General features: G+C 55.3%; 9 protein-coding genes. 5 read left to right on the top strand and 4 right to left on the bottom strand.

The features are described from left to right. Window positions 1-205: 205 nt before the first annotated feature. The 4 genes from AC3WQH_RS09895 to AC3WQH_RS09880 all read right to left on the bottom strand — a co-directional run bounded on the left by AC3WQH_RS09895 (window position 206) and on the right by AC3WQH_RS09880 (window position 3,967). Window positions 206-838 (bottom strand): LysE family translocator, encoded by a 633-nt coding sequence (locus AC3WQH_RS09895; RefSeq protein WP_005831157.1) that lies wholly within the window; start codon window positions 836-838, stop codon window positions 206-208. Between the two features lie 281 nt (window positions 839-1,119). Next, window positions 1,120-2,871: an SH3 domain-containing protein gene (locus AC3WQH_RS09890; protein ID WP_492332007.1), complete on the bottom strand. Its 1,752-nt coding sequence runs from the start codon at window positions 2,869-2,871 to the stop codon at window positions 1,120-1,122. 14 nt (window positions 2,872-2,885) lie between these two features. Beyond that, window positions 2,886-3,821 (bottom strand): hypothetical protein, encoded by a 936-nt coding sequence (locus tag AC3WQH_RS09885; protein WP_005831161.1) that lies wholly within the window; start codon window positions 3,819-3,821, stop codon window positions 2,886-2,888. Continuing rightward, complete coding sequence (locus tag AC3WQH_RS09880) at window positions 3,818-3,967, bottom strand: hypothetical protein (RefSeq protein ID WP_007778284.1); 150 nt, start codon at window positions 3,965-3,967, stop codon at window positions 3,818-3,820. Before AC3WQH_RS09880 ends, AC3WQH_RS09885 begins: the two co-directional genes overlap by 4 nt. A gap of 176 nt (window positions 3,968-4,143) precedes the next feature. Between AC3WQH_RS09880 and AC3WQH_RS09875 the strand changes: the two genes are divergently transcribed. The 5 genes from AC3WQH_RS09875 to AC3WQH_RS09855 are packed head-to-tail and all read left to right on the top strand — an operon-like array spanning window position 4,144 to window position 13,632. Continuing rightward, entirely contained in the window at window positions 4,144-5,943 is a 1,800-nt protein-coding gene (locus tag AC3WQH_RS09875) for a vWA domain-containing protein (RefSeq protein WP_429779275.1), read from the top strand. 12 nt (window positions 5,944-5,955) lie between these two features. Continuing rightward, complete coding sequence (locus AC3WQH_RS09870) at window positions 5,956-9,339, top strand: tubulin-like doman-containing protein (protein ID WP_005830182.1); 3,384 nt, start codon at window positions 5,956-5,958, stop codon at window positions 9,337-9,339. Between the two features lie 14 nt (window positions 9,340-9,353). Continuing rightward, window positions 9,354-11,702 carry a hypothetical protein gene (locus AC3WQH_RS09865; protein WP_025848111.1) on the top strand — a complete coding sequence of 783 codons (2,349 nt, stop codon included), beginning with the start codon at window positions 9,354-9,356 and terminating at the stop codon, window positions 11,700-11,702. Beyond that, a complete protein-coding gene (locus AC3WQH_RS09860) occupies window positions 11,699-12,979 on the top strand; it encodes a vWA domain-containing protein (RefSeq protein WP_005830180.1) in 1,281 nt (426 codons plus the stop codon). The genes AC3WQH_RS09865 and AC3WQH_RS09860 overlap by 4 nt, the downstream gene beginning before the upstream one ends. A 17-nt stretch (window positions 12,980-12,996) precedes the next feature. Next, window positions 12,997-13,632: a hypothetical protein gene (locus tag AC3WQH_RS09855; RefSeq protein WP_005830179.1), complete on the top strand. Its 636-nt coding sequence runs from the start codon at window positions 12,997-12,999 to the stop codon at window positions 13,630-13,632. The last annotated feature ends 3 nt before the right edge of the window (window positions 13,633-13,635 follow it).

The raw sequence follows: 13,635 nt of genomic DNA, 5'->3' as shown, positions 1-13,635 counted from the left end.
TGGAGTGTAAACCAGCCATATAAAAAAGTGAAAAACTACGCTAGAGGAAGATCAAGCACGTTTAATGGTGAAGAGCTTCCAAAAGTATCATTTTGAATATTATACCAATTTTTCTGGCGTTTGGACGAGGACAGACGCAAAAAAACCGGGTAGTTTGCCCTACCCGGTGTAAGTCCGAAATGTATTTTGCCAATGACCGCAGTGGTCAAGGAGTAGCTTTGGCCCGCAGCAGGTTCAACCCCATCCCGATAAAGACGATCCCGGTCAATTTGTTCAGGATAGAGGAAAAATGCGGATTGTTGCGCAGCTTTTGCGTGACGAACGAAGCGAACAGTGCGACCAGGCTGAACCAGATTCCGCCCGTCAGCGTGAAAGTCAGGCCCAACAGGAGAAAAGGCAGCGGACCTGTGTGGGTCGCGTCGACGAATTGCGGCAAAAACGCGATGAAAAACAAAGCGACCTTCGGATTGGTAACGCTCGTGACAATCGCTTGCCCGTACACCTTCCCCGCTTTCCGGCCAGGCGAGGCCGTGGAGTCGAACGACAGCGCTTCCTTGGTCATGAACATGCGCACGCCCAGGTAGACGAGATAGGCGACGCCGAGAATTTTGACGATGTTAAAAAGCACGACCGATTGGGCCAGGATGAGCGACAGGCCGAAAGCAGCCAGCACGGTGTGAATGAGCGAGCCTGTCAGGATGCCGAGAACAGAGAGGATGCCAGCTTGACGTCCCTGCGAAATGCTGCGGCTGATAATGTACATCGTGTCGGTTCCGGGAATCAGGTTAAGCATGATCGCTGTCAGTACAAACGCTTCGTAATGAACAATGCCAAACATCTCTCTTCACACTCCATTCATCGTAAGACAGGACGGTCACCATGCCTGTCTGGGCGCGCGTTCCCCTATTTTTGCTTAAACAACTGCTCTTATTTTGCCAACACTGCAAAATCTGTGTCAATAACAACATGGTTTGCGAAACAGTCCGTAATTCAATCCGAGTACGAAAAAAAGCCCCTGACGACAAAATCGGTGACAGGAGCTTTTCTCATATCCGTGCCGACTGCCCGACTGCCATGGCCGAAGCAGCGACAAGTTGCTTAGTGCGCTGATGGAACGCCTTACGGAGCGGTTTGCGGAGTGCGTATCCACCCCTCTTGTCCGTCCAGTGTAATCTGGGACCAGCCGTTCAGCTCTGCGCCGATGGCGAGAGACTCGTCTGCCACCACTTCGCCGATCACGTCATACTCTTCGCCTGGCCCCGCAAACACCTGCACGGTTTGCGGCTCGGCGGCAGGCTCCTCAGCGGCCGGGGCGTCAACGCCAGTGCCAGTGCCGGAGGAATCCGTTTCAGCTTCGTCCGCGTCAGGCGCCATGTCGGCGACCTTTTCGACGTAGGCCAGCCCTTCGGAAGTGAGCTTGAACCGGGCGTACTCCTGCTTGCCTTTTCCTACCGCATTCTTAATGATGGCATGCTCGGCATCTTCTACCGCAAATTCGTCCGCTTCGATCGCAAAGCGCTGCTCCATCGTCTTTTGCGACAAGTCAGGCAGCAGGCCTGTGTAGGAAAACTCCCGCTCTTTGCCCGCCGCCTGCACGAGCATGACAGGCGCTTTGGCGCCGCCCAGAGCGTCCGCGATATGGACGCGGCCCGATTTTATGTCAAGGCCGTCAAAGCTGTGCTCCAGATAGACGAGCGAATCATCCTGCAGCTTGGCTGCAACGTACAGACGCTGATCCTCTTCCACGAGGCCATACGCATACAGCTTGGCTCCCCATAGATCGGTACCGGAGAAGATTTCTGTAAAAATTTTGTCCGGGTATTTGACCGCAAGCAAACGGCCTGGGTCATAGTCGAGCCAGCGATTCTCCACTTCCGCTACGAGCGTCGCCGTGTCTTCCAGTGGGCTCAGCTCCTGATACAGCTCAATCGCTTTGGAAAATTGGCGCGACTTGGCGTACTGCTCCGCCTCCCGCAAGCGAGCTTTCAGATGGTCGCTGATCGTATCGAGCGCACGGGAATCATCCGGGAGCACATCCTGTATTTTCCGGTAAGCGGCCGCCATTTTGACGAACGAGGCGAGGTCCTGCTTGCGAATTGCTTCTTTCAGTTCGTCCTGCGCGTACTTTTCCAGCCGCGTCAGCAGCCAGTCTGCCGCAAAGCTCTGCTCGGCATAGTGGCGCAGACTGCTCGCCGTCCTGAAAATCACTTCCTCAAAAGAGGCGTTGTTTATCAAGGAGCGCAGCTTCGTTTTTTCATAGTGCTCAAACAGCGCCAGCAGCGCTTCCTGCTTTTGGGGCTGGCCGCCGTAGTACTCCGCGGGAATGGCGAGCAGCGTATCAATGAACGATTCGTCGCGATAGCTTTCTTTGTCCAGATTCGCCTGCGACTGGTCGCGGGCAGCCTGCATCGCCTGCTGGTAATAGTCGGACCAGCCTTTTTCCAGGCGCAAATGAGCGGACAACTGCTGGAAAAACGCAGCCGCTGCGCCAGGCTGGTTCGCGTATGTCTTTCGCATGGCCTGGTATGTCTCATACGTCTCCAAAACGTCCGCGTCCTGTTTGGCCTGCATGGCGGTTTGCGCTTTTTGCTGAAGCCCCTCCATTTCCAGACGGATCGAGGTCAACTGCGACATGAGCGCGCTCCACTGCTCGTCCCCGTAGGAGATGGCGCCGATGTCGCTGGCCCGGGCAAAGCTTTCCTCGGCTTGCAGCAGGTTGTTGGCTTCATAATAGGCTTTGGCCTGATCGTACAGGGTCATCTGTCTGTACCCGAGCACAAGCTTGACGCAAACAGCGACAAGCGCGACGGAAAACACGATGAGCGCCACATTTCGGACAAACAGCGATTTTTGATAGGATGAGATTTTCATCAAAGGCGGCTCCTTCACAGTACGCCTTTAAAATCAGGATCAAAGGCGAAATGCGTATCTACCCTGTTTTTGGTAGAATGATATAGTTGCTCCCAGCCTTCGCTTCGATGCGTCTGGAGCATTTTGGCGAGCCGCAGCAGCCGTTCGCGAGGCAAATAATCCATAAATTCGATAATCAGGTCCTGATACTCGTCCACATACGTCCTCATCCGCAAAGCCGCGCCAGCCACTTGCCCAATCAGTTGCTCCCCGTTTTCCAGCAGCAAAATTTGCTTTTTGTAGCGCCGGACGTAATCCAGTACGGCTTTTTTGACCAGCGACGGCTGCACTTTGACGACTTCACGCACGTATTCCATGAAGTCTTTGTCATAGGTGGAGGGGATCAGCGTTTCCAGTTCAAGCTCCATGTCCTTGCGCAGCACGAAGTGATTCAGAAACATGATTTTGCGAATTTTGATCGTATCAGAATCGACAAAATAGCCGATTTCTCGCGTTTTTTCGTAGGCTTCCTTGATCTGTCCGGCCTTGACGTCGGCTCCGACCTGTTCCAGATGCTGCAGCAGCGATTTTTTGAGCGCTTCTTCCTCGCGGGTGAAAAACGTCAGCAACTGGGCGTCTCTCTCATACGAACCGTACTTTTTTTGCATCGCGAAAAAAAGGCAAACGAGCAGCAAGCCCACGCCAAAAGCAACGGCTATCTGCACCAGCGTGTCGGCACAGAGGATCGCGAGGCAAATGAACAGGCCGAGCAGCAAAAAGCGCGTCTGCACATAGCGGCGCGTCACGGCAGCGGAGACTTCGCGAACCGGGGTGTAGGCTCTGCCGCACGCGTCACAGTGCGTATCCCAGAAGACGTGGTAAGTGTGGCATCGTTTGCAGGCCATGATCCGTTCAAAAGCGTGCGCCGTTTTCCGACTCTTTCGAAATTGAACACCGATTCGTTTTCTCATGGCTGGTTCCTCTTCTCATTTAACAGACGGTGAAGATGCTGATCGATTTCGGCTGCGGAGAGGTTGCGCCGTTTCAGTCGCAGCAGCTTGAAGAAACGCACTGCCAGCAGCAAAAAAGCGGCAAAGAGAAGGAAATAAGTTAACATAAAAATTCTCCCTCATAAAAGTGTCGAAATCTGTAACAAAGAATCACGTCGTATCGTATTACGAGTAGGAGCGCAATCATCTACTACTTTTTCACTATTCTTTAATCTAGTGGTATAGTGTCACAGTCTTACTTTGTTTGCAATAGTACTTAAATTCTGTACGCAGAGGGGTCCTCATGAAAAAGTTACGTTTTGGCTTGTGGTATCGATACGCATTGTGTCTCATGGTTCTGTTTGTGTCAGTCATCTACGGTGCGCACCCAGGCTTTGCGCAAACCGCCGGAAACAGCATGGATGCGGTACTCGTCGTGGACGTCAGCAACTCGATGACGCAGAGCGACAAGAACAAGGTCAGCAATGAAGCGATGAAAATGTTCGTCGACATGACCTCGATTCAGGCGAACAAGATCGGCGTGATTTCGTACACCGACAAGATCGAGCGGGAAAAAGCGCTGATTCAGGTCAATTCCGAGGAAGACAAGAACGATATCAAGGCGTTTATCGACAGCCTGCAAAAAGGGGCGTACACCGATATTTCCGTCGGGGTGACCGAAGCGGTGAAAATTCTCGACGCAGGGCGCGATCCGGCCAATGCGCCGATCATCGTGCTGCTTGCTGACGGCAACAACTATTTGAACAAGGCGTCTGGCAGGACGCAGGCCCAGTCTGACCAGGACCTGCAAAAAGCGGTCAAGGAAGCAAAAGACAAAGGCTACCCGATCTACACGATCGGCCTGAACGCGGACGGCCAGCTCAACCGCACGACTTTGCAGCAGATTGCCTCCGAGACGAACGGCAAGTTTTTTGAAACAAGCACAGCGGACAGGCTCCCGCAAATATTGAGTGAAATTTTTGCCAATCATTTGAAGCTCAAGGTCGTCCCGGTCAAAAGCTTTACAGCGAACGGCCAAGCCCAGGAAGTTCCGATCTCCATCCCGAACGCGAGCGTCATGGAAGCGAATATTTCGATCATGTCGCCAAAAGCGGTGGAAGTGAAGCTGTTTGACCCGGCGGGCAAGCCAGTGGCGATTCCGTCCGATCAGGTGCGGCTGAGCAAATCGAGCGCGTACACGATGGTCAAGCTGGTGAAGCCACAGCAGGGCGACTGGAAGCTTCAGGTAAAAGGCGCTCCCAAGGAAAAAATCGACATCAATCTGATCTTCAACTACGACTTGCAACTGGAGGCAGAGCCGCTCCAGGCAACCAGCTTCAAAGCCGGGGACGTCGTGCCGATCAAGGCCGCTCTCGTGTCCAACGGCCAGCCGATCACAAGCCCCGACCTGTACAAGCAGATGAAGGCGACGCTGATCGTGGAGGACAAGACGGACAACAAAACGAGCGAAGTTGCTTTGAATAACACTGGCAGCGGATTTGCTGGCAGCTTCACGATTCCCGCCGACCATGCTTACGAGCTGAAAATCAAGGCGGAGGATACGAGCCTTTACCGCGAGACGAAGCCGTTGGTCGTGGATGCATCGCAGACGGCTGGCGCAGGAACGACGAAGCCGCAGCAGCCGACAACGACCGCGCCTGGCGAACAATCGAAACCATTTCCGTGGCTGACCGTAGTAGGAGGTGCGGTGCTCCTTACCCTCCTGATCGGAGCCGGGCTGTACGCGCTGGCGCTCTGGCGCAAGGCCAACAAAGGCTTCATCGGACAGATCGCGATCGAAATCGTGGACGAGGACACAGGCGACAAATCCAATCCGCAGTACAAAAAACTGAGCGCGTTCAAAGGAAAAGTGAAGCTGCACCAGCTTCTGCAGCTCGCACCGGAGTTTGCGGAGACGGAGAAAGTCATCTTTTTGCCGGGAAGAAATGATACGCTGATTATCGAGAACCGCTCCACCTGCCGGATCGAAAAGGCGGGACGCGTGCTGGATGTCAGCCGTGGCAAAGAACTGAAGAAAAACGATCGCATCAAAATTTCGTTAACGAATGTCAACAAGTCCGTTTATGTAGACTACATCGTCTAGGAGTGGATCGGTATGAAAGCAGTAGTGAGAGAACATATTCAGCAACTGGACGTATCGCTTGGCGGCGGTATCGTCAGCGACAAGATTCGTGTAGACACCATCGACAACCCGATGCTCGTCATCGGGCTGGGCGGGACAGGCATCGACGCGCTCTTGCGCCTCAAATATCAGGTGAACAGACGCTTCAAGCTGCCAGTCGATGCGCTGTCGAAAAAACGCAAGGAAAAGCCGGACAATATTGAATTTATCGCGTTTGAGACGAACGAGCACGACCGCAACAAAAAGTACAAAGGCATCGGACTCGATCCGGTGACCGAGTTCGTCCTGTTGTCCAATCCGGAAATCGGGGGCGTGCTGCAAAACCGCAGCATTCTGGAGCCGTACATAACGGAATGGCTCTCGCCCGAGCTGACGATTACAGACGGCATCAGCGGGGCATCCGGCGTGCGCCAGGCAGGGCGGCTGCTGCTGTTTACCAAAATCACGCAAGTCGTCCAGACGATTGAGAAAAAGATCAAAATGCTCTGCGAGGGCACGAACAAAAAGCTGACCGTCTTCCTGTTGAGCGGCTTGTCCGGCGGGACAGGCAGCGGCTGCTTCCTCGACATCGCCTACATCGTGCGCGGAATTTTGGAGCGCGACTTCGGCAGCGCCGGGGTGGACAAGGTCAATACGCTCGGCTACCTGTTTACGCCGGACGTCAACCTGTCGAACAAAAGCCTCAGCTCGCACACGCGCGACTACATCATGAAAAACGGCTACGCCGCGCTCAAGGAGCTTGATTACTGGATGAACGCCGACGAGCGCCAGGAGCGCTTTCGCCAGCAGTACGGCAATGTGCTGACGGTGCAATCGCCAATGCCGCCGTTCAACCTGTGCCATCTGATCTCGGCGACGAACCTCGAAGGCAAGGCGCTGGAAAACGCCTATGACTACTGCATGAACGTGACGGCGGAGAACATCACCAACTTCATGGCGAGCGAGGAAAAGCGCTCCGGCGAAGAGTTCGCCATTCACGACTACATTAGCAACATCCGGACGAACATCAACCAGATGCCGAAAGCGTACGCGGCCAACTACCAGTACAACGTGATCGGCGCTTCCTCGGCAGTATTGCCCATCGAGGAAATGACGACCTACCTGGCGTACCGCCTGTTCAAAAAGATGGAGAAAATGTTCCACGTAGCGCCGACGCAGGAGGATGCGGAGAAGTTCGCCCGCAAGCTGGGAATTGATATCGACTCGGTCTCCCGCAAATTCGAGGAGCGAGTGCCGGAGCCGCTGCCAGGCTACGAGAACAGCGAGCGCCTCAGCTACAGCAACGTGATTTCGCAACAAGTCGTGAGCATCGACCACGAGCTGGAGCAAGGCTACCTCGCCAAAGCGCGTGAGGCGTACATCAAATGCAAGAAGCAGACGCCAGGCGAAATGATCGGCGTATTCGGGGAGATGATTACCCGCGTCTTCCTGCACCCGCAGCAAGGGCCGTTCTACGCGTCGCGTCTGATTCATTCGGACAAAGGCTTTTGCCTGATGAAAATGATCCTCTCCTACGTGGAAAGCTTGAAGGCCACGCTGGAAAGCTACCCGCGGGAGATCGAGGCCGCGAGGGAAAACGCCAACGAAAAGCTCGGCGATGCTCGCAGCGCGTTCATTTCCAAGGAGAAAAAGAAAAACCTCTACATCGAGGCGAAAATCAACGAGTACCAGCTCCTGGCCGACCAGGAGAAGCTGGAGCAGATGATCGAGTTTTACGAAGAGCTGCACCGCCTGCTGAATGCGGAAAACAACCGGATTTACAACGTGTTCACGGAGGTTTTGAACGCGCTCAACCAGATTTTCGAGCAAAACGGCGACATCCTGATTAACGGCGGAGAAGAGATGGACCGCACAGGCAACAAGACGTACTACTGGAACATCGTCAGCGTGCCGGATATCGCCAAGGTGGTCGGAAACATCCTGGAGCAAAAAGACGCCGACGACCTGATCCGCGACTTCACGAGCGAGCTTTTGCGCCACTCCGACAAATGGGTCAAGGAGCAGGAGCTGGATATCGTCAGCTCGATCTCGGAATTTCTCTCGGAGAAGTTCGGCGAGCTGATTACCAAATCAATGGAAGAGTTCCTCGTCATCAAATACGGTCAGGACGAGACGCTCGACCGCATCGTGGAGCGCAAGATCGCCAGCAAGCTGGACGAAGAGGCGATTCCGGTCTTCCATCTGAGCAACAATCTCGGCAACATGCACTTCCCGTCGTGGGGCTTCGTGTCTGTTCCGCTGAAAGCACCGTCGATTTTGAAAGGAATCAAAAACTATCAGAATACGGCGATTAGCGGCTCGCGCTTCACGGTTAAGGAAAGCGAAGTCAAAAACCGCATTTTCTGGCTGAATACGAAAAACGGGGTGCCGCTGTTTGCCTACACGCCGCTGAAGGTGTACGAGGAAAGCTACGAGCGCACGATTCTCGACCGCGAAGGCATCGGCCGCCACCTCGTGCAGACGGAGAAAAACAACTGGGCGTACCTCCCGTCGCCAATCCCGGAAAAATCGTGGGGCGACACGTACCAAAACGAGCGGATCAAAGCTTACAACGCCAAGGTTCGCGAGCTGTTTGCGCAGGCCATGCGCTACGGCTGCATTCGGGAAAAAGGCGACGACAGCAAGACGAGCAACCGTTACGAGTGCGTAGTGTCCAAGCCGTTTTCGATCAACGCATTTATGGAGAAGTACCAAAGCGACACCGCCAAGCTCAGTCCCGGCGAAATCAAGCGGGCGTTGGCAGAGCTTAGAGGCTTCATGAAGGATGGGCTTGCGCAGGAGAGCGTTCGCGACATTTTCGGCAGCATCAACGAAGAGCTGGCGAAGGAAAATCTGATCCGCTCGCCGCAGCTCATTCGCTTGCTCGAAGAAGAGGTGCGCAAATACGCGGAGATCGAAGCGAAAATCCAGGAGCTGGAGCAAATCGTCAACGCCATCCAGGGCGAGGAGGAGCTTTTGACCCGCTATATCGAGGCGCTGTACACCGGCACGATTTGCAAGCGCGGCGCCCTGTACGTCTACGACAAGGACGAGGAAGAAGAAGCGTGGGAGCCGTTCGTCAACCTGATGAAAGTGAACAAGCACGTAGAGTTCGCCATCTACGAAAAGTTCCGCGCCCTCGACCACAAGAGCATGGCGGCGATTCAGCGCAAGTCGGCCAAGCGCAGCGACGCGTTTGTCTCGGCGGAGGATACCGAGCAACTCGTGAAAAAGCTGGATGAAATCGCAACGGCGTTCCAGAGCGTGAAAAACGATCTGGAGTACGACCGCGACGAGTACGTAAACGGCGAGGAAATGTACCAGTTCTACAAAAAAGTGTGGGCAAAAGTAAACGACATGCGCAAGACGCTGCAATAAACGAGGGAGGAAGCATGAGGGATTTGATTAACGAGTTCGCGACCCAATACGTGGCGGATTTACAGCGGCAACTGGATAGCGGATACGGGCAGCGCAGCCTTCAAAACCCCGTGCTTTTCCTCTTTATCGGGGACAAGAGCGTAGAGGCGCTGCGAGCAGTCTGCGCGAGCAATGAGCGCGACTGGCAAAACAGCCGCGGCGTCCTCTACATGCACGCCTATCAGGAGAAGACGTGGGAACATCCGCAAGTGCTCGGCTGCCGGCTGCCGCAGGCGGATGCGGACAAGAAGACGATGCGCTCATCGGTCCACGAGCGTTTTGTCGAGGACGAAGCCAGCAAAATGGAACTGAACAAGGCGATGAAGCTGGCGAGCGTGCGCATCGCGGAAACAGGCAAGCTGTTTTCTGCCTTTCAGCAGGTGAACATCGCCGTCGTGACCAGAGCGGACGACCCTGCCGCGATTCTTTTGCCAGAGCTGACCTTGCTGTTGAAAAGCTACCTGAACGAGCTGTTCAAAAACGTGTCGGCTGACCTGTACGTCTTGCTGCAGGAACGGAATAACGGAGAGGCGTTCGGCTTTTCGGCGGCGCTCTCCGTCAGCTTCCTGGAGGAGCTGAACCGCTATCAGCGAAGCGATTACAGCTATCGCGCCAATTTGCTCGTGACCGAGGATCTCGTCAAGCTGCCGGTCGAGCACGAGAAGGCGCCTCTGTTTTCCATCGCCTATCTGCTCAGCGACAAGACGGAGCACGGCCTGTTTCTCGAAGGCGGGATGCAGGAAAATTACGAGCTGATTAGCAAGCTCGTGCTGCTCAACAACAAGCAGGCAGAGCACGAGTTCAGCGAGGGCAACGAAGGCTACAACAAGCTGCAGTTCATTCGCAACATTGCAGGCGACGGCGGGCAGACCCGATTCGCGTCTGCGGGGCTGTCCAAGGTGAAGCGCCCGACTCACGCGATTGCGCTGACAGTGCTTGCCGCTGTTTTTGACCGTTACTGGGAGCGGCTCAAAGAGGGAGAGCTGGTGCCGAAGACAAAAGCGCGGGAAAAGCTGGGGCTGTCTGCGCATGAGCTGGAGCGGAAAATGGCGGCGATCATGCCCGAACCGCACATGCTGGAGGAAATGACGGGCCTCATGACCTCCGGGGTCAGCTACAGCGAGCTGTCCGGCATGACGATGCGCGAGGCAGAGCTGGCGCTGTTTGACGGCAGCAGCCAGGCTTTTTTCGAGACGAATATGGCATCCGTTGCGAAGGAGAGGCTGGAACGCCTGCTGGTGCAGGAGCCTCTGGCGGATTTGATTCAGGATCGCGTCATGGCAGATGAACGCTTCGGCCTGTACGCCGCGTATCAGTTGACGGCGGAGCATGCCAACGGAGCCAATCTGCTGGACGAGCTGCGCACGGGAATCAGGGAGGCTGCGCGGCAAGTGGAGCTGATTCGCGCTGAGCTGGCCGAGCTTTACCAGCAGCGGGTAGATCGGCAGGACATTCGCGTTGGCGGCTTTTTCACGCGCGACAAGGAGCGTGTCCGCACGCTCGTCCGCCATCTGCTGCACGTCGTGTACGAGAAAAAGCTGGAGCTTTTGGAGTGGGAGCTGCTGCACGCCCTGCTCGTCGACTACGAGCGGCAGACGGAGGTCATTCACAGGCAGATCAGCGAGCAGGTCGACCAACTGGAAGGGCTGCAAAAGCAACTGCGCGAGATCGCCCAGGCGAGCGTCCGCGAAGCGACCGACTACCTGGGGAAAAACGTGGACGAGTATTACGAGTCCGTCGTCCGCGACACGATGCGTTCCCTGGAAGCGGCCAAAGGCAGCGGGTTTTACATGGAGCAGCGCTACATCGGCAGCGGTGCCCTTTTGTTCCAGAACCGGATAGCGGGACTGGTGGAGCGGCTGTGCCAGTTTTGCCGCAACGAGATTTTGACCCGTTCGCCGTTCGCCCTGTCTTTTGAAGCGGAGCTGCTGGCGCGTGCCAACGTCGGGGCCGCTTACGACAACAGAAGCGTGCTGACCCGCGAGGATTTGTTTTTCGATCTGTCCCAGGTGCTCGAACAGCGGGCGGCTGTGCACATGGAAGTGTTTCACTTCCTGCAAAAGCACCGCTACGAGGAAAAGTATCTGTTTGCGGATATTCACAACGACTTCGTCCAGTACGTGCTGCGCAAGGATGAGGGCATTCGGACGTACAAGCAAGGCTGCATCCACGAAGAGCAAAAAAGCGGGATAGAAAAAATGAACCTGATGGGTGGATTCGGCATGGAGGACCTGATGTTTTACCGCAATAACAAAAAGTACCACGCCTCCTACGTGGAGAGCGGATTTGTCTTTGACCGTGCGGGAGAGGAGGGAGCGTCATGAGCCAGAGAAAGCTGAGCCTGCTCATGGTTGTGTGCAGCCTGGTAGGTGGTGTGATCGGCTTTTTGGTAGGAGAGGTCATTCTGGATCGCCTGGCTGGCGAGATCGCGCAATGGCTGTTAATTGGACTTTATTTTGGTCAATATGCATTTTTCGTTGGACTGATGTGCCTCATTGCGGAAATGATCTCGCCACGCCTGAACGGTACAGGCTGGAAGCAGAGATATGCAGGTTTTTCCTGGAAAATGCTCGTCCCCAGCACGTTTGTGATGGTAGGCGTGGCAGCGATGCTGCTCCAACTGCTCTACGGATCGTCGTTCCAGGCGCCCAGCGGAGCCAACAATATCGTCATGCTGCTGGACACCTCTGGCAGCATGCGGCAGTCTGACCCGGACAACCAGTTGTTCAAGGCGGCAGCGGACATGGTGCAAAAAATGGACAGCGACATGAAGATTGCCGTCGTTACGTTCAACGACGAGACGAACGTGCTGCAGCCGCTCGTGGCGCTCAGCAGCCAGGCAGTCAAGGATGACGTCGTGCAAAAGCTGCTCAATCATTCGGGGACGGACGGCGGGACGCGGATCGAGCTGGCGCTGCAAACGGGGTTAGAGCAGCTAACGGCAGCCCAGCAGGTGGAGAACAGTACCGTCGTGCTGATGTCGGATGGCTACACCAGCCTGGATATTCCGGCAACGCTGGCTCCTTTCAAGCAGCATCAGGTGCTGGTCCATACAGTCGGGATGCGGAATATTGATGAACAAGGCACGCGTCTGTTGGAGCAGATTGCGGCAGAAACCGGGGGCCGCTACTTCAACGTCGAGCACGCCAATGAAATGACAGGCATCTTTGGGCAGATTTACGATATGAGCCGCCAGGACCGCAATCTTGTCTCCGAGCGGACGGGTGCCACGGCAGACAGCACGTTTTACGCGATTTTGCGGGTAGCGAGCCTGCTTGTGATCGGCGCTTTGCTCGGCTTGTCACTGGGACTGATTTTTGACAATCGCCATCTGGCAAAAAGCTTCACGATCGGAGGGGCGGTATCCGGTCTTCTGGCCGGGATCGTGCTGGAGACAGGGCTTTCCTCGATCTACTTGCTCGACATGGCGGTGCGCCTGATCGCCGGCGCCTTGCTCGCCGTCGTTCTGACGCTGTTTACAGTCTTCATCCCAGTTCCGGCCAGCGGCGGATCGTCTTTTCAAAAACGGAGGCTGGCCGTCCAGCAAAGTCCGCGCGCTCTCGGGGCAGGGAACGAAACCAGCAAACGGTTTGATCTGTAGAGGGAGCCTGATGAACCATGATGAATCGGGAGGAAACAGTTGAAACGCTGATTAAGAACGTTTCGTGCCAGCAGCAGGGAGGCGACTTCGTGCTGACCTGGCATTGGGGGCAGGATATTCCTTGCGTGTACGTGCACAAGTCGCTGTACGGCGCTCCGTTTGATGCCGGTCTGATCGAGGATCAAGAGTTGAAGCTGTACACGCGCGAGGAATACAAGGTACACAAAGGACTGCGCGAAAAAGCCGAGGGCATCGGCCGATATACGTACCGCATCTTTCCCTGCCGCCTGGAAGACGGCAAGCCGATTCTGCTCATTCCGCAGGGCGACGCGCACGTCATCCATGTCAGTACGGGGAAGGCGAAAATTTACTACTCGTTCAAGCGGAGCGGAAGCTGGTTTCGCAAGCAGCAAACGTTGCAAATCCGCATTTTCTCCGAAATTCCGATCGCCAAAGACGTCCTCTGCTATGTGAAAAAGGAAGGCTCGCCCCCCGCGCACAAAGATGACGGGACGCAATACCCGTTCATTCGCGATCTGGTGCCAGGCGTCAATCTGTTGCCCGAAATCGAGGTCAGGAAAAAGGACGTCATCCGCCTCTTTTTTACGGACGGAAAAAAATACGGGGAAATGTACGAACTGATTCCGGAATAGGAG

The sequence above is a fragment of the Brevibacillus sp. FW301-21C12A genome (assembly GCF_058788915.1).
The sequence above is the reverse complement of the archived record's forward strand: the minus strand, read 5'-3'. Positions and strand labels throughout refer to the sequence as shown.